This is a genomic window from Streptomyces sp. NPDC093065, from assembly GCF_044754585.1.
In the GTDB taxonomy this organism is placed as follows: Bacteria; Actinomycetota; Actinomycetes; order Streptomycetales; family Streptomycetaceae; genus Streptomyces.
Map to the genome: position 1 here is coordinate 1 of NZ_JBIVPJ010000036.1, position 15,076 is coordinate 15,076.

Below are 15,076 nucleotides of genomic sequence, written 5' to 3' on the forward strand. Positions count from 1 at the left end.
TTCGCGATCTCCCACAGCCCGTCCGGAACAATCCAACTCCACGTACCCCGCCCCATGCCGAGTCCAACGACGCCTCTCCACGTAGGACACGGTCTAAGCCCTCTTGCTCCTCAATCGTGTGCGTGTGTGCGTATGCGCACGCGTGTACTAGTGAAGGCAGTCACGTACGTAGCTTATAAGGGGAGCCCTCAGTCCCGTCAGTCCCGTGATCGTTTAGTATACCTGCTCTGACCTGGCGTTTTGTCTACGGGACTGAAGCGGGACCGAAGCGGAACGGGACTCAGCCCCGGCCGGCCCCTGCCCCGGCCGCCCGGCGGCCCCCTTCCTCACGGGACTGACGGGACCGAAGTTCCACGACACGGCAGCGCCCCACGCCGCCCCGGGAGCAGGTGCGCTAGCCTCAAGGCCGCAACATGAAAAACTCAGTCCCTTCAGTCCCTTCAGTCCCGTGGTCGGTTCAAATCGCCCTCTGAACTGGGAGTTTAGGAAGGGGCTGAAGCTAGAGAATGACTGACGACGAATCGCGACAAGGACGATCAGTGGCGCGCCAGCCTGCGACAAGCCCGCCACCCCTTCCAAGAGCCGTTGGTCCGGTCAGTGCTGTCGATGTGGCCCGGTGGTGTGCCGGGGCGGGCTGGCCGGTCCACCCCCTCGCTCCTCGTCAGAAGACTCCCGCGGCCAACTGCGAGGCGTGCAGGCGGGACCTGCACGCCCCGGGAACCTGCCGGTGCGTCGCCGAGGGCCGTTGGGGTCACGGTTTCCACGCGGCCATCACGTCCCTCGGGCGAATAGACGCATGGTGGGGCGCCCACCCCAGGCTCGGCGTAGGTGTGTCCTGTGGGCCCGCGGACCTCGTCGTCATCGATGTGGACGCGCACGCCGCCGAGGTCCCCGACCGCTCCCGGCTCCTGCCGGGCATCCCCATCGGCCCCCAGGTCAACCTCGCCGGTCTCGCCACGGGCTTCGACACCCTGGCGCTCCTGGCCGCGCTTCGCGGCCGGCCCAACCCCGCTTCCGACGTGGAGACGCTGCGGGTGCGGACCCCCTCGGGCGGACTCCACATCTGGTACCGCAATCCGGACCCACAGACCCGCTACCGCTCGTCCACGGGTTCCAGCCCGAAGACCGCGCTGGCCTGGCAGGTCGACGTCCGGTCCGACAACGGGTACATCGTCGCCCCCAGTACCCGAACCACGGCGGGCGCGTACGAACCGGTGAGGAGACCCGGCACCCGGCTCCCCTCCCCCGACGGGCTGGCCGCCGAGTTGGCCCGCACGGGGCACACTCCGCCGCCCGAGACCGCCCCTGCCTCGCCGCCCCGGGCCCGCCGCCCCTCGGCCAAGTCGGCCGCACGCATCCTGGACCCACTCCTCGACGAGGCGGCACGGTGCGCGGCGACTCCCGAAGGGGCGAGCTTCACCGAGAAACTGAACCGAGCCGCCTACGCTGCCGGAGGACTGGTTCAGGGTGGACACCTGAACGAGGCCGACGTACGAGATTTGCTGGTGCGCCCCCGCACCAGGAGGGCCGGAATCTGACCATCATCGAATCCTCTCTGTCCGCAGGCACTCAGCGCCCGTTCCACCCCCGAGGACGCTCATGAGCAGCGCCGAGCGCGGCCGGTTCGACGCCGTCGCCGCCGCGGAGCAGATCCAGCAGCAGAGTTTCGACCTCGAGCTGCCCGCCGGCCGCCCGGCCCCGTCACCGGGGGCAACCCAGTCTGCCTGCGCAGCAGACCGAGGGGCCGAGCGTCGTCGTCACGGACGGCGGTGGAGCCTGTTCGGGACTGCTGCCCGACGAACTGACCGACCGTGCCAACGCCAAGCTGTTCGCCCGCCTCTACAGCGACCGCTTCCGGCACGTCGAGGGCCTGGGCTGGTACTGCTGGGACCAGTACCGCTGGAAGCGCACCGGCGGCGAGAAGGCGACGCTGTGGGCGGCCGGTGACATGGCGGAGCAGATGCCGGACACCGACCCACGCACTTCAGCCCCCGCGAACTGGTCCAGTACCGCAGGCGCATCCAATCCACCGCCGGGATGAAGGCGCTCCTGCACCAGGCCCAGGCCGCACCCGGCCTCAGCCTCGACCCCGACGTCCTGGACGGTGACATCTACGCGCTGTGCACCCCCGCCGGGGTGGTCGACCTCAAGACCGGCGACCTGGGCAAGCCGGACCCCGTCACCGACATGCACTCGCGCGCCACGACCCTCGCCCCGCAGAAGATGCCGATCCCGCGTTGGGACAGCTTCCTGCGTGACACCTTCGGGGACGACGAGAAGGGGCAGGAGACCACCCGCTTCCTGCACACCTGCTCGGCTACTCGATCACCGGCGACGTCGGCGCGCAGGTCCTGCCCTTCCTGTACGGCTCCGGTGCCAATGGCAAGTCCGTACTCCTGGACGTCATGACCCAGATCCTCGGCGAGTACGCGAACGCCGCCCCGCCCGGATTCCTCATGGAGAAGGGAAAGTTCGCCGAGCACTCCACCGAGCTGACCGAACTACACGGTCAGCGCATCGTGGCCCACAAGCTGTGGCTGCTGGGCAATCACCGGCCCGAGGTCGGCACCGGTGGCTACGCCTTCTGGCGCCGCATGAGGCTCATCCCGTTCGAGCGGGTCGTGCCCAACCACCGAAAGATCGACAACCTGGCGGTGGAGCTCGTACGCGATGAGGGGCCCGGCATTCTGCACTGGCTGCCCAATCCCGATCTGCGCGTCGAGCCGACGTCGACCAGCTCGTGCGCGTTGCCGGACGTCGGTGGGCGATCGAGGAGTGCTTCCAGGCGGCGAAGAACGAGTGCGGCCTCGACCAGTACGAAGTCCGCCGCTATGTCGGATGGATGAGGCACATCACCCTGGCCATGCTCGCGCATGCCTTTCTCGCGGTCACGGCGGCAAAGGGGGACGCAGAAACGGTTCCACCATGGTCTCGCTCACCGTGGCAGAAGTCCGTCGGCTGCTGGCAACTGACCCCGCCTACCGGCCCCGCCCGCCCCTTCGCATCTATGCGCTGAGTTGACCGCGATGGCGGCGAAGGCGTCAGGCCGTGGCCGGGCACTGTCACTACCGACGACGATGTCATTCGTTGGAGGGGCGGTCCGGCAAGACCGCCCCTGACGTGCCAGCAGCCAACTACACTCCCGACGATGCCTCTGACCAGGCCAGATAGCGAAACGCTGCTGGAGTACTAGTGCCCTGAGTCAGAGATTCGTCGGCAGTAGGCGGCGACTTTGTCGAGGATCTCGTCGGCGGTCTTCGTCCAGACCCCAGCCCGGGGTGCGCATGCGTGGTGGGCTCGAGTTGCGGGTCCAGTGCTGGTTCGGGGCCCCAGATGCCGCCTCGATTCGTGCGCCCCGACCGGTACCCGTGCGGGAAGGTCAAACCGTCCGGTCGACCACCGCCTGCGGACGGCAGCGGTCCAGTAGTCAGATCAGCAGCTCGAACAGGTGGAAGCGATTGAGGTCGGTTCCTTCGTAGTGGAGCACGTGCTCACCCAGGTCTGTGAACCCGTAAAGCCGGTACAGCTCACGGGCGGGGGTGTTCTCGACGTACGTGTCGAGCCGAAGGGCTCGGCAGCCTTGGGCTCTCGCCTCCTCGACGGCCGAGTGCACCAGGTGACGGGCAACTCCTTGGCCGAGGTGGTCGGGAACAACACCGAGCTTGTGTACCACCAGCACCTCGTCGTCGGTGGCGTTCACAGACCATTCGGCCGTTTGGTAGGCGTCGGGTGCCTCGTGGTTGAGGACGACGACCCCGGCGATCCCCTCGCCGGTGGTGGCCAGGTACAGCTCCCCGGCGCCGATCCAGTCTCGAACCTCTTCGGAGGTCGGATGGTTCTCGGTGTGCCAGTGCGGGAAGTCGACGTTCTCGGCGAGGTGCTTGAGGATTCGGCGATACGCGTCCTGGGCTATCACGGTGTCAGCGGTGTCGGCCCGGCGGAAATCGAGTGCCATCCTGTCCATCATCCTGTCGTGAGACTTCCTGATGTGAAGAGAAAAAACGTAGTCACAGCCGCGCCTAGACGAGCCGGACGGGGTTCGGTGACCGTGGTGTCGATCAGGCACGGCGCCGGGCCAATGTCGACGGGCGGAGGGCGCCCAGGACAAGCCCACGTGGTCAGGCGGCCCGTGATTGAGCTTGGCCGACGTGGCGAGAGCCGATCAACTGATTGTGAAATCCTGCAACCGTGATCACCCTGCGCTTCACCGAGGCGGGCGAGGAGGATGTCTCCTTCTCCGTCTCGCCGTTGCTCGAAGCCGTCCACTCCTGGCATGTGCTGACCGGTCCCGGACATCATGCCTTGCACGTGCCCTGGGTACGGCGATGCCGCCGGGTGCCCGCTGACCTGCGCCGGCGGATGCGCGAGCACGCCTTCGTCGTGGCCGACTACATCCCCGCGTTCTTCGAAAGCCGCGCCGGTGATCACGACGCCGACTTCGCGGGTCAGCTTGCGGCCGTACGGGCACTGCCGCCCGCCCTGCTGGCCGCCGAACTTGCGCAAACCCTCATCGACACCGCCCGCTACGCCGGACACCGGCTCGTCGAGGACCCCAGCGTCCGCGATGCGGTCCTCAACGAGCTTCGCCAGACCGACACCACCAGGGCGGCGCGGCTGGATGGCATCCTCACTGACCCCCTCGCCGTCCTGCAGGACGCGCTCACTGTGCTGGAGGACTACTGGGGCACTGCCTTCGCCGACGAGTGGGGGCGCATCGAACCCTCCCTGTACGAGTCGATCGGCCGCGCAGGCGCCCGGATCGCCCACGAGGGCCTGTTCTCGATGCTCCGCACCCTCGCCCCCCAGATCCGTGTCGACCCCGGCAGACGGACCCTGCGTCTCGATCGCCCGCACGATCACGACATCACCATCACCCGCGAACACCCCGTGACGTTCACCGCCAGCCACTACGTCTGGCCTCACGTCCGCGTCACGTGCGACAACCCCTGGCCCTTGCGGATCACCTACCCCGCCCTGCCCCTCGCTCCTGCCGTCCGCCCCACCAGCCAGGACGACATGCTTACCGCGCTACGGTCGCTGGCCGCCGCACCGCGTCTGCAGATTGTGACCCACCTCGCCGCCCAGAGCCGCACCACCAGGGAACTCTCCACCCTCCTCGGCCTGTCCCCCTCCGTGATCTCCCGCCACCTGCATCAGCTCAACCGAGCAGGAATTACCACCACCCGCCGCGAGGGCTACTACGTCCTCTACTCCCTTGAGCCCGCACGTCTTGACCGGATCGCCACTGCCCTCGCCGCGCTGAGCGCCGGGGCCTGAAGCCTGAACCACCTCAGTCACACCCCGGCAGTGGGCGACGTCCTGTTGACGTGCAGGGATCATCGACTGAGGCTAACGCGCAACGCGCGCCCTCAACCGCGATCGCCCTCTCGCAGCGCCCGTGCCCGCGACCGCCTCCGAGACCTCGCTCGCGACCTTGACCGCGACTTCGCTCCCGTGCCCGCCACGGCCGGACCCGTGCCGTACAGCCGTACGCCGTGCAGCACGCCGATGAGTTCGCCGCTGGCCTCCCACGCCTGGGGGAGCCGGCCAGCAGCAGCTTGTGCGCGGCCCGGCCCGCCTCGCACTGCAGGTGGGCGAACTGGTACGCGTAGTTGAACGAGCGGGTGGAGGCATCGAGTGGCCGCTGGTAGGCCTCCGCCCCCAGTAGCACCTGGTGCGGATCGACGGTCTGGAACGTCTTGTCCACCGCCGTCGGGCGGCTCGGGGGCCTTTCCCGTCGACCGGCTCGACCTCGAACAGTCCATCGTCACCACATACATCGTGATCATCCCGTATAAAGATCGCGAAGTCGCCAGCGGGTCGTGCCAGGCTTTTCCCTGTCGGGCGGTCAGCGCTGCCGGCGGAAGTCCAGCATGTAGAAGACCTTGTCGTAGCGACGTTCGCCGAAGGCGACGAAGTCGGGCAGACGTCCGTACTTGGTGAAGCCCAGCGACCGGTAGAGGTGCAGGGCGCCGGCGTTGTCGCCACGGGCGTCCAGAGTGAGGACCTCGATTCCCGCTTCACGGGCGTCAGCGATCAGGGCGCTCGTCAATGCCCGACCTACACCACGACCGTGGGCGGCAGCATCGACCGCGATCTTCTCCAGATCAGCGTGCGGCCGGTGGGTCGGTCGGCCGTAGCGGAGCCAATACCCCAACCCGACAAGCCGTCGGTCCAGGTAGGCGACACGCAAGGCCGCGTCCCCGGCCGGCACCGCAGCAACGACCTGGCCGAGCAACTCCGCCACGTCATCCCGGGAGGGCGGATTGATCCAGCCCAGCGCGGCACCTCCACGGACCAGGGTGGCCAGGATTCGGTGCGCCGACTCCACGAACTCGGCCTCCAGCTCCGGATCGGAGACCAGCTCCCCGGCGCCAAGGACCGCGAGCTCGGCATGCACACCGCTGGATGGCGACGGCGGATTCATGACCAGCAGCCTAACCAACACAGTGCCCAGCTGAAACCCCTCTTCGACAGCAGCCAAGCCGTTGCTGACGCACGCTCCTAGTAGTGCTTGGTCAGGTTCTCTCGATGGTGGTGTGTCCGCTTGATCTGTTGTGTCGTTGATCGGGTGTGCTGGGTGAGGAGTTGGCCGCGGTCCGGTGTGATCTGGAGGACTTCGCGGCGGAGATGTTCGAGCCGTTCGCGCGGGCGGAACAGCGTCGGTGGGGCGAGGTCTATCTGCGCGGACTGCTGCTGGACGGCGGCCGGAAATCGGTGGAGCCGATGGCCGCCCGCCTGGGCGAGGACGGTAACCGGCAGGCCCTGGCCCACTTCGTCACCACCAGCCCGTGGGATGCGGCGCATGTCCGGGCCCGCCTGGCCTGGCGGATGCAGCCGGTCAACAAGCCCACCGCGCTGATCATCGATGACACCGGGTTCCTCAAGGACGGCGGAGCGTCCGCGTGCGTGACCAGGCAGTACACCGGCACCGCGGGTAAGGTCACCAACTGTCAGGCCGGGGTCTCGCTGCACCTGGCCTCCCACAACGCCTCTGCAGCGGTGAACTGGCGACTGTTCCTGCCTGAGAGCTGGGATCCCGCCGCATCGAAGGCCGATCCGGTGAAGGTGGCCCGCCGCACCTCGTGCGCGGGGTCCGCCCGGCCGGTGCAGTGGCGAGAGGGCTCACGGCCCGGCAGCGGCCGCAGTGGCCACAAGCGCATGTACTCGCGGTTCGTCGCCCTGCGGATCAGGCCCGCCGGACGCGAGATCCGCAAGGCCACGGCCGGCACCGAACTGCCGGTGCGCTGGCTGCTGACCGAATGGCCCGCCGCCGAAGACGAACCCGTGCAGTTCTGGCTCTCCAACCTGCCCGAGAACACCCCGCTGCCCGTCCTCGTGCGCACCGCGAAGCTCCGCTGGCGCATCGAGAACGACTACCGGGAGATGAAACAAGCCCTCGGCCTGGCCCACTTCGAAGGCCGCACCTGGCCCGGCTGGCACCACCACGTCACCCTCGTCTCCGTCGCCCACGCCTTCTGCACCCTCCAACGGCTGGGCCGCTCCCCAAAAGAGACGGCGTCGGCCTGAGCCTCTACCGAGTCGTCCGCGAAGTGCAGTTACTCCCCGCACTCTGGACCGGCGCCCGCCCCACCTGTCACCGCGACATCCCCAACCCCGCACCGACCTGACCAAGCACTACAGGGTGTGTCCGTTGTCGAGTCGCTTCAGTCGCTGATAGGGGGTGCAAATGCCTGTTGAGCTGCAGTTTTCCTCAGCGGCTCAAAGAACCCTGCCATCCCTGTCCCTTCAGCCGCTCCGTCCCTTGCCACAGCCCGGGCGTGCGCCCGCCGAGGCTGGCCCGTCCACCCCCTTGCGCCAGGCCGTAAGACACCAGCTGCGAACTGCAGCAACTGCCGTGGCAGTGCACACACCGTCCAACTGTCCCTGCCTCCGAATCGGCCGCTGGTGCCACAGCTTTCACGCGGCCACCCTGAATCAGGGCAGCATCCAGCAGTGGTGGGGGCAGCACCCGGAGTTCGGCACCGGCGTCTCCTGCGGCCTGGCCAGCCTGGTAGTCATTGACATCGACGCCCACGGCACTGAACCCTAGGCACGCGACCGGATCCTGCCCGGCATTCCCGTCAGCGACCAGGTCGACCTCTAGGTCTTGCCAACGGCTTTCACACCCTCGCCGTTCTCGCCGCTCTGCACGATCGTCGCAGGCCAGACCGTGTTAACGGCGTCCGGGAGCCCGGTCAGGCCATCGCAGACCAGCACAAGGACATCGGACGCGCCACGGTTCTTGATCTCGGTCAGGACCTGGAGCCAGTACTTCGCACCCTCCCCGCCGTCGCCGATCCACAGACCCAGGATGTCCCGGTGCCCCTCGGCGGTGACCGCCACCGCCATATAGACAGGCCGGTTGGCGACCTGCCCGTCCCTGACCTTCACGTTCACACAGTCGATGAAGACGACCGGGTAGACGCTGTCCAGCGGACGGTTCTGCCATTCCGTCATGCCGGCCATCACGCTGTCGGTGATCGTGGAGATCGTGGACTTGGAGATCTCCGCGCCGTACACCTCAGCGAGATGTGCGGAGATCTCCCCGTGCGTCAGCCCCTTCGCCGACAACGACAGGACCATCTCGTCCACCCCGCCCAGACGCCGCTGACGCTTCTTGACCAGCTGCGGCTCGAACGCCCCGGCCCTGTCCCGCGGCACCGCGATCTCGACCGGCCCAGACTCGGTGATCACCGTCTTGGACCGGTGCCCGTTGCGGTAGTTCTCCCGGCCGCCCTCGGCCCGCTCACCGGGCTTGTGCCCCAGATGATCGGTGAGTTCGCCCTCCAGCGCGGACTCCAGCACCCGCTTGGTCAACTGCTGCAGGAGGCCGCCCTCCCCGGTGAGCTTCACCCCGCCGGCCTGAGCCCGGGCAACCAACTCGGCGACCAGCCCGTCATCCACGGCGCCCGTCCCGCTCACAACGGCCTTCCCAGCCTCGGTGCCACTCGTCACGTCAGTCATCAGACGGTGCCTAGGAGACGCAATGGGAAGGGAATTCCGGCAGACAACCTGGGTGGCGATACAGCACGACAACCGGACGGCTCACCCCGTCGTGACGCTCTGCGGCATCCGGGGCACCGTATCCGTCGCCTACACGATCACCGCCGGGTGACATGGACCGACATCCGGGCCGCAGGATGCACACAGCCGGCGGGCCCGAGGACGATCACGTCTGCCTGGACCCCACCCACCCCCGCCGAAGCAGCCGGACACCAAGCTCCCGCACACCACAAAGCAGTGATCAGCTGTGCTCAACGCGGGTACGGAGTCTGTCTGCTTCGCTCCCGGAGTCGGCTGATGAAGTCGGACATCACAGCAGCTGCGGGAGCGTTGCGGGCGAGGAGCGCCTCGGTCGCCTCCGGGAGGCCTGGAGGGCGCCGGTCTTCGGCGTAGGCCCGCACCAGGGCGTGGCGGCCTTCCCGGTCCTGCTTCGAGCAGCCGTGCAGAGCGGTGACGAGCCAGTTGACCAGATACGTGGCGGTGGGTGTACGAGCAGTCGTAGGTCTGATGCCGGTCGAAAAAGGCGGTCTCGGCCGGCGACAGGGCGAGGCCGAAGTCCGCGAAGTAGAGGCGTCGGCCATCGGTCAGGATGTTCTCGAAGTGGGCGTCGAAGTGCAGGAGCCCGCGGCTGTTCATGAACGAGGTGCCGGTCTCCAGCGCCGACTCCACCATGACGGACGCCCGGTCGGTGCTCTCATCTCCCGCTTCGACCTGGGCACCGAGCCACTGGTGCAGGTTCTGCGGAATGTACTCCAGGAAGAGCGCGGCGCTCGCCGAGGCCCGCTGGAGGGCGTGGATCCGCCTGCGCACCTGCGGTGCGCCGGCCCAGTAGGCGACGGCCCGTTCGGCGTCGGCCAGTTCCTCGGGCAGTGGGGTCGAGTCCGGCAGTACACGCCAGTGGTGCATCAGATCGAACAGGTTCGCCGTGGACAGGACGTGCCCGGGTCGCCGCTCCAGGTCGTGTTCAGGAGCTCGTGCAGGGCCTGGTCACTGTACGAGGCGAGGGATGCGGAGACCGCGCCGTGGGCTCTCAGGCGTGCATCGCGCGCCATGTCCGGGCACTTCACTGTTGCCTCCCCGTGCGCCGACCGACCATGAAGCATGCTCCCGGACTGCTGGCACCTCACCCAAGACGTCGACGGCTTCCTCGCCCGAGCCAGGGACTTCCTCCGCTCACGCGCCGCCCTGCACAACACGCCGCTGACGGACATCGAGAAGCTGCGGAACGGCGGGGCGGCCGGCCGCCGCACCGGCAGCGCCGTTTTCGGCCGGCTGGAGTCGGAGGGTCAGGTCCGCGAGCTATCGTCAAGACTTGTGGCTCAGTGATCAGAACCAGTTGATCGTGTCCTTCAGGAGGCGAGCGAACTTCGCCCTCCCTTTCGCGTTCGCTCGCCAGGTTTCCTCGGCTTGAACGCTGGCGACTGTGACTCCAGCCTGGCCGGCCGGGTTCTCCGCCGGTATCAGGCGGCGGTTGGCGAGGAGCATCCCGACCCGGATGAGCGTGACGCCCAGGTGGCGGGCGGCTTCTGGCTGGGACATCCAGGCGTCGTCTTCGACGGTGTCCACCTTGAGCAGAACGTAGCCGCGGTCTTCTCGCGACCACGACCGCCCCTGCCACATCACGCCGCCGCCTTCGGCCGCTCCACCAGGAGGCCGCGTTCGAAGCGGGCTCCGGCGCGGACGAGAGCGACGAGGTGGGGTGCGTTCACAGCTCGCCACCGCTGCTGGGCAGACTCGACGAGCTTGAAGACCATGGCCAAGGCGGCGGCCGGACTGCCGGCGCCCCGGGTGACCTTGGTCCGCAGGCGGACAGTGGCGAAGGTCGACTCGATCGGGTTGGTCGTCCGCAGGTGGATCCAGTGCTCGGCGGGGAAGTCGTAGAACGCCAGCAGCTCGTCGATGTCGTCGGTGATCTTCTTGACGGCCTTGGGGAACTTCGCGCCGTAGGTCTTGGCGAACCCGGCGACGGCCTTGAGCGCGTGGTCGCGGTCCTCGGCGTTGTAGATCTCCTGCAGGGCCTTCTTCGCGCCGGGCTGGGCGGATTTCGGCAGGGCGTTCGCGACGTTGGCGATCTTGTGAACCCAGCACCTCTGATGCCGGGTCTCGGGGAATGCCTCGGCCAGAGCTTTCCAGAACCCGAGTGCGCCGTCGCTGATGGCGAGGAGGGGAGCGCGCATGCCCCGGCGTGCACAGTCCCGCAGCAGGTCGGCCCACGAGTCGGCGGATTCGCGGTAGCCGTCGTTCATGGCGATCAGCTCTTTGGTGCCGTCCGCGCGCACGCCCATCAGCACGAGCACGCACGACTTCGCCTCGCGCAGGCGTATGCGCAGGTGAATGCCGTCGGCCCAGACGTAGACGTAGTCGCTGGTGGACAGATCGCGCTCGCCGAACGCGGCGTGATCGGCCTGCCATTGCTGGGTGAGGCGGGTGACCGTCGCCGGTGAGAGGCCAGCCGCCGAGCCGAGGAACTGCTCCAGGGCGGGCACGAAGTCGCCGGAGGACAGGCCGTGCAGATAGAGCAGGGGCAGCACCTCGCTTATCTTCGGGGACTTGCGGCACCACGGCGGCAGGATCGTTGAGGAGAACCGCTTGCGCTCGCCGTGCTCTCATCGACGCGCTTGTCGTTGACCCGCGGGGCCTTCACTTCGATCGCCCCGGCCGCGATCGTGACCTTCCTCGCCTGGTGGTAGCCGTTGCGGACCACCAGACGGCGCCCGTGCTCATCCCGATGGCCGGCCAACTCGACGATATAGGCGTTGACTTCGGGCTTCCAGTGCGGCGGCCAGCATCCGCCTCGCGCCCTCCCGGACGATGTCGTCGATCAGGGAGCCGGTCTCGGTCGTTCCGTCGGTATTCACTACGCTCAGCACGGGCGTGCCTTCCCGACCGACGGTGCAACGTCGGCCTACTCGATGACCAGAAGTCGATCACTCGGGAAGGTACGCCCTTCGCGTCCAATCCGAGGCCGATCCACAAGTCATGAGCATTGCTCCAGGTCCGCGCCGTCTTCTACCTCACTCCCTCGGGACGACTGGGTCTTACGCCCCTGTCCGCCGAGCAGACCGGGGCCCTCGCTGCTCGTCTGGCCGGTCTCGGTCACTCTCCCGCCCACGTCGTCGCGGACCGCGCCACCGCTCGTGCGTTCGCCGGGGCATGGCAGGGGCACACGGGCGTGCCGTCGGTGCTCTTCTGGCGGACGCATCTGTACCGGCTCGGCACGCTCACCCCACCGCGGCCGTGCCCGGAGGGCCAGGGGCGCCTCACGGGTGGGACGGACCGTGAGCAAGTCATCCGCTGGTGCCGTGAGTTCTGTGTCGACGTCGGGGAGCAGCACTCCATCGGCCTGATCGACGCCGGTTCCTTCGCGGACTCGCGTTTCGGCGACCGGCACTTCACGTTCTGGGAGACCCCCAACGGCACCCCCGTGTCGATGGCTGCCTCGACCTCGGTCGTCGGCGGCATGGTCCGGGTGGACCCCGTCTCCACCCCGGCCCCTCTCCGGGGCCGCGGGGGCGACGGACGTGGTCCTGTTCACGGACCCGGACAACCCCACCAGCAACGCCCTCTACCAGCGCCTGGGGTACGTCCGCGTCGGCGACTTCGCCGGGTACGGATTCTCGTACGGCGCGTCGGGGGCCGGGTGAGGGTCCTCACCGCCGGCCGGCGTCGCCGGCGGCTCTCAGGCGGCGCTCAGGTGGGGTTGAGCGGGGTGATTCCGGTGCCCGTGTACAGGTCGGGCGCGAGCGACAGGACGGTGAGGGGCTCGCCCGCCTTGACGGCGTTCCAGGCGATCGCCGCCGCGTGGGCGACGGGCCAGTCCACGCCGGGCCAGCCCATCGCGTCGGCGGCGTGCGCGGCGCTGAACGGAACGCTCTCCGCGAACCGCAGGGATGCCGCGTGCCGGCCGGCGCCGGCGGTCTCCCGCTCGGCGCCCACGACGGCCAGGGACGGGATGATGACGCGGCCGGTGCCGCGTGATGCCTCGATGTAGAGGCCGGTGAAGAAGGGATCCGCCCGGTACAGGGCGGCCAGGGCGGTGTGGTCCAGGACGGCCGTCAGGTTCACGCGGCGGCGCCGCCCTGGTGGGCGCGGATCCTCGCCCAGGCGTCCTGGCCGGTCTGCCGGACCTGCTCGCTGTACTCCACGCCGAGCTCACGGGCCGCCTCGGCGGCGCGCTCCTCCCGCTCGGACTGCGTGAGCTCACGAGAGGCGAGCTCTTCCAGCAGCTCGGTGATCGTCGTGCCCCGTTCCTCGGCCAGGACACGCAGCCGGTCGCGCACGTCCTCGCTGGTCTTGATACTCGTCGGCTTGCTCATGCCACCGATTCTACCGCCGGTAGAACAGGAGTGAACGGGGGCGAACAGGCGGCGGCCAGGACGGTGTTGATCTTCTTCAGCGGCATTGTTCCGCTCCTTGTCGGAATCGGCCTCAGACGAGCGCGGTGACCAGGAAGGCGAAGGCGGCGACGATGACGGCGACGCGGGCGTAGTGGTAGCGGTCCCAGCGGTTCATCTGCTCCTTCCAGTCCGCGGGCCGGTTCTCGGGGGTCCACGTCTTGCCCTGGTTGTTGATCGGGACGAGCAGCAGGAGCGACATGATCACGCTCACGATCAGCAGCGCGGCGCCGACGACGACGAGTCCGGTGCCGGGGCGGCCCCATCCGGCCATGACCCAGATCGCGCTGAGGACGAGCGAGCCGACGTACCAGAACGGCATGAGGGCGCCGAGCATCCGGCCCCCGTGGGCACGGGCGAGCTGGTCGCTGTCCTCGGGAAGGGCGTTGAAGATCCGGCTCATGACGAAGGCGACGCAGAACTCCACCCCCACCATCAGGCCGACGATCACGGTGGTGAACACCTCGAGTGCGTTGAGCATGATGATCCCTCCCGGGATCTAGCGCTGCTAGATGGTGAGGCGACGCTAATACTTCTGTCGCTCGATTGTCTAGCGATGCTAGGATCGGAGTCATGTCGGTACAGGAACGCAAGCAGCGCGAACGGGCGGAGCGCGAGCGCCTCATCGTGGCGACCGCCCGTGAACTCGCCGAGCAGCAGGGCTGGGACGCGGTCACCACCCGCCGGCTCGCCGAGCGCATCGAGTACAGCCAGCCCGTCCTCTACAGCCACTTCCGCGGCAAGCGGGAGATCATCGGCGCCGTCGCCCTCCAGGGCGCTGCCGAGCTGGCCGCGGCGGTGCGTGCCGCGACCTCCGCCGCAAACGGTCCGCGCGAGCGGGTCGCCGCGCTCGCCCGCGCCTACCTCGACTTCGCCGCACGCAACTCGGCGGTCTACGACGCCCTGTTCCAGCTCGACGGCGGCCTGGCGTACGCGCAGGAGGACACCCCGGAGCCGCTGAAGGACGCATTCGCCGCGCTGCTGGAGAGCCTGGGCGAGGTCGCCGGGGACGGTGTCCACCCGGGGCTGTTCACCGAGGTGTTCTGGTCGTCCCTGCACGGCCTCGCGACCCTGACCCGGGCGGGCCGGCTGCTGCCGCAGGACGCCACGCAGAGGGTGGACCTGCTGGTGGACCGGCTCGCCGTGGTCTGACACCGCCGCGTGCTCTCTGTCCACGGCAGTGGACACCACGCTGCGGCACCGGTCGGGAACGCCGACTGATCCCACCCCGCAAGGAGTCGCTGTGCAGCATTCTGACGCCCCGTCCATCAGGGAGATCTCCGTGGCGGACAAGGAAGCCGGGCCGTACGGCATCGCGGCCGGACCCGACGGTGCGCTGTGGCTCACCTTCGCGCACAGTGGCCGCATCGCGCGTCTCACCCCCGACGGCGAGCTCAGCGAGTACCCCCTGGACTCGTCCGAGTGCCGCCCCGCGGTCATTGCCCCCGGACCCGACGGAGCACTGTGGTTCACACGGTCCCGGGATCACCGGATCGGCCGCGTCACCGCAGACGGTGAAACGGAGTCCTTCCCCGTACCGACACCCGGCAGCGGACCCTTCGGTATCACCGCCGACCCGGACGATGCGATGTGGTTCACGGAGATGAACACCGACCGCATCGGCCGGATCACCGGCAAGGGAGAGATCACCGAGTTCGTCCTCCCCCGAGCGGGTG

Annotated in this window: 14 protein-coding genes and 5 pseudogenes; 11 read left to right on the forward strand and 8 right to left on the reverse strand. The window is 68.5% G+C overall.

Annotated elements, in window-relative coordinates; all coding sequences use genetic code 11:
• Positions 1 to 506 precede the first annotated feature (506 nt).
• The 3 genes and pseudogenes from ACIQFU_RS36425 to ACIQFU_RS36435 form a co-directional block, all read left to right on the forward strand.
• Positions 507 to 1,538, forward strand: coding sequence for a bifunctional DNA primase/polymerase (locus ACIQFU_RS36425; RefSeq protein WP_402557483.1), 1,032 nt, complete (start codon positions 507 to 509; stop codon positions 1,536 to 1,538).
• A gap of 61 nt (positions 1,539 to 1,599) precedes the next feature.
• Positions 1,600 to 2,699: pseudogene (locus ACIQFU_RS36430) on the forward strand (DNA primase); the annotation flags it as partial.
• A 38-nt stretch (positions 2,700 to 2,737) separates the two neighbouring features.
• A pseudogene (locus tag ACIQFU_RS36435) lies at positions 2,738 to 3,016 on the forward strand (IS701 family transposase); the annotation flags it as partial.
• A gap of 411 nt (positions 3,017 to 3,427) precedes the next feature.
• On the opposite strand, the gene ACIQFU_RS36440 reads toward ACIQFU_RS36435, so the two are convergent.
• Positions 3,428 to 3,955, reverse strand: coding sequence for a GNAT family N-acetyltransferase (locus ACIQFU_RS36440; protein WP_402557484.1), 528 nt, complete (start codon positions 3,953 to 3,955; stop codon positions 3,428 to 3,430).
• Between the two features lie 233 nt (positions 3,956 to 4,188).
• Here ACIQFU_RS36440 and ACIQFU_RS36445 point away from each other — a divergent pair, with 233 nt between their 5' ends.
• Positions 4,189 to 5,277, forward strand: a complete 1,089-nt coding sequence (locus ACIQFU_RS36445) for a DUF5937 family protein (RefSeq protein WP_402557485.1) — start codon at positions 4,189 to 4,191, stop codon at positions 5,275 to 5,277.
• A gap of 571 nt (positions 5,278 to 5,848) precedes the next feature.
• Here ACIQFU_RS36445 and ACIQFU_RS36450 read toward each other — a convergent pair.
• Positions 5,849 to 6,427, reverse strand: coding sequence for a GNAT family N-acetyltransferase (locus ACIQFU_RS36450; protein ID WP_402557486.1), 579 nt, complete (start codon positions 6,425 to 6,427; stop codon positions 5,849 to 5,851).
• 146 nt (positions 6,428 to 6,573) lie between these two features.
• On the opposite strand from ACIQFU_RS36450, the gene ACIQFU_RS36455 reads away from it, so the two are divergent.
• Positions 6,574 to 7,530: an IS701 family transposase gene (locus ACIQFU_RS36455; protein WP_402557487.1), complete on the forward strand. Its 957-nt coding sequence runs from the start codon at positions 6,574 to 6,576 to the stop codon at positions 7,528 to 7,530.
• A gap of 160 nt (positions 7,531 to 7,690) precedes the next feature.
• Positions 7,691 to 8,053: a bifunctional DNA primase/polymerase gene (locus tag ACIQFU_RS36460; protein ID WP_402557489.1), complete on the forward strand. Its 363-nt coding sequence runs from the start codon at positions 7,691 to 7,693 to the stop codon at positions 8,051 to 8,053.
• 92 nt (positions 8,054 to 8,145) lie between these two features.
• Here ACIQFU_RS36460 and ACIQFU_RS36465 read toward each other — a convergent pair.
• Positions 8,146 to 8,967: pseudogene (locus ACIQFU_RS36465) on the reverse strand (IS256 family transposase); the annotation flags it as partial.
• A gap of 22 nt (positions 8,968 to 8,989) precedes the next feature.
• Between ACIQFU_RS36465 and ACIQFU_RS36470 the strand changes: the two are divergent.
• The 3 genes from ACIQFU_RS36470 to ACIQFU_RS36480 all read left to right on the forward strand — a co-directional run bounded on the left by ACIQFU_RS36470 (position 8,990) and on the right by ACIQFU_RS36480 (position 10,332).
• Positions 8,990 to 9,118, forward strand: coding sequence for a hypothetical protein (locus tag ACIQFU_RS36470; RefSeq protein WP_402557491.1), 129 nt, complete (start codon positions 8,990 to 8,992; stop codon positions 9,116 to 9,118).
• Positions 9,119 to 9,640: 522 nt separating this feature from the next.
• A complete protein-coding gene (locus ACIQFU_RS36475) occupies positions 9,641 to 9,838 on the forward strand; it encodes a hypothetical protein (protein WP_402557492.1) in 198 nt (65 codons plus the stop codon).
• Positions 9,839 to 10,107: 269 nt separating this feature from the next.
• Complete coding sequence (locus tag ACIQFU_RS36480) at positions 10,108 to 10,332, forward strand: hypothetical protein (RefSeq protein ID WP_402557494.1); 225 nt, start codon at positions 10,108 to 10,110, stop codon at positions 10,330 to 10,332.
• Here ACIQFU_RS36480 and ACIQFU_RS36485 read toward each other — a convergent pair whose 3' ends face one another.
• Both ACIQFU_RS36485 and ACIQFU_RS36490 read right to left on the reverse strand, forming a co-directional pair.
• Positions 10,333 to 10,572 (reverse strand): DNA-binding protein, encoded by a 240-nt coding sequence (locus ACIQFU_RS36485; protein WP_402557495.1) that lies wholly within the window; start codon positions 10,570 to 10,572, stop codon positions 10,333 to 10,335.
• Between the two features lie 53 nt (positions 10,573 to 10,625).
• Positions 10,626 to 11,876 (reverse strand): annotated as a pseudogene (locus ACIQFU_RS36490) (IS256 family transposase).
• 116 nt (positions 11,877 to 11,992) lie between these two features.
• Between ACIQFU_RS36490 and ACIQFU_RS36495 the strand changes: the two are divergent.
• Positions 11,993 to 12,650 (forward strand): annotated as a pseudogene (locus tag ACIQFU_RS36495) (GNAT family N-acetyltransferase).
• A 46-nt stretch (positions 12,651 to 12,696) separates the two neighbouring features.
• Here ACIQFU_RS36495 and ACIQFU_RS36500 read toward each other — a convergent pair.
• From ACIQFU_RS36500 to ACIQFU_RS36510, 3 genes are all read right to left on the reverse strand, one after another.
• On the reverse strand, positions 12,697 to 13,071 hold the full coding sequence (locus ACIQFU_RS36500) for a PIN domain-containing protein (RefSeq protein WP_402557496.1): 375 nt from the start codon (positions 13,069 to 13,071) through the stop codon (positions 12,697 to 12,699).
• The gene (locus ACIQFU_RS36505; protein WP_402557497.1) at positions 13,068 to 13,322 is read right to left on the reverse strand and encodes a CopG family transcriptional regulator; all 255 of its coding nucleotides are present in this window, start codon (positions 13,320 to 13,322) and stop codon (positions 13,068 to 13,070) included. Before ACIQFU_RS36505 ends, ACIQFU_RS36500 begins: the two co-directional genes overlap by 4 nt.
• 112 nt (positions 13,323 to 13,434) lie before the next feature.
• Positions 13,435 to 13,881 (reverse strand): anthrone oxygenase family protein, encoded by a 447-nt coding sequence (locus ACIQFU_RS36510; RefSeq protein WP_402557498.1) that lies wholly within the window; start codon positions 13,879 to 13,881, stop codon positions 13,435 to 13,437.
• Between the two features lie 92 nt (positions 13,882 to 13,973).
• On the opposite strand from ACIQFU_RS36510, the gene ACIQFU_RS36515 reads away from it, so the two are divergent.
• A complete protein-coding gene (locus ACIQFU_RS36515) occupies positions 13,974 to 14,552 on the forward strand; it encodes a TetR/AcrR family transcriptional regulator (protein WP_402557499.1) in 579 nt (192 codons plus the stop codon).
• The last annotated feature ends 524 nt before the right edge of the window (positions 14,553 to 15,076 follow it).

Bases quoted from the DNA above. Each gene is read 5' to 3' on its own strand.
- ACIQFU_RS36425 (WP_402557483.1), top strand. From the start codon at position 507: ATGACTGACGACGAATCGCGACAAGGACGATCAGTGGCGCGCCAGCCT.
- ACIQFU_RS36440 (WP_402557484.1), bottom strand. From the start codon at position 3,955: ATGGCACTCGATTTCCGCCGGGCCGACACCGCTGACACCGTGATAGCC.
- ACIQFU_RS36450 (WP_402557486.1), bottom strand. From the start codon at position 6,427: ATGAATCCGCCGTCGCCATCCAGCGGTGTGCATGCCGAGCTCGCGGTC.
- ACIQFU_RS36460 (WP_402557489.1), top strand. From the start codon at position 7,691: ATGCCTGTTGAGCTGCAGTTTTCCTCAGCGGCTCAAAGAACCCTGCCA.
- ACIQFU_RS36470 (WP_402557491.1), top strand. From the start codon at position 8,990: ATGGGAAGGGAATTCCGGCAGACAACCTGGGTGGCGATACAGCACGAC.
- ACIQFU_RS36475 (WP_402557492.1), top strand. From the start codon at position 9,641: ATGAACGAGGTGCCGGTCTCCAGCGCCGACTCCACCATGACGGACGCC.
- ACIQFU_RS36480 (WP_402557494.1), top strand. From the start codon at position 10,108: ATGCTCCCGGACTGCTGGCACCTCACCCAAGACGTCGACGGCTTCCTC.
- ACIQFU_RS36505 (WP_402557497.1), bottom strand. From the start codon at position 13,322: ATGAGCAAGCCGACGAGTATCAAGACCAGCGAGGACGTGCGCGACCGG.
- ACIQFU_RS36510 (WP_402557498.1), bottom strand. From the start codon at position 13,881: ATGCTCAACGCACTCGAGGTGTTCACCACCGTGATCGTCGGCCTGATG.
- ACIQFU_RS36515 (WP_402557499.1), top strand. From the start codon at position 13,974: ATGTCGGTACAGGAACGCAAGCAGCGCGAACGGGCGGAGCGCGAGCGC.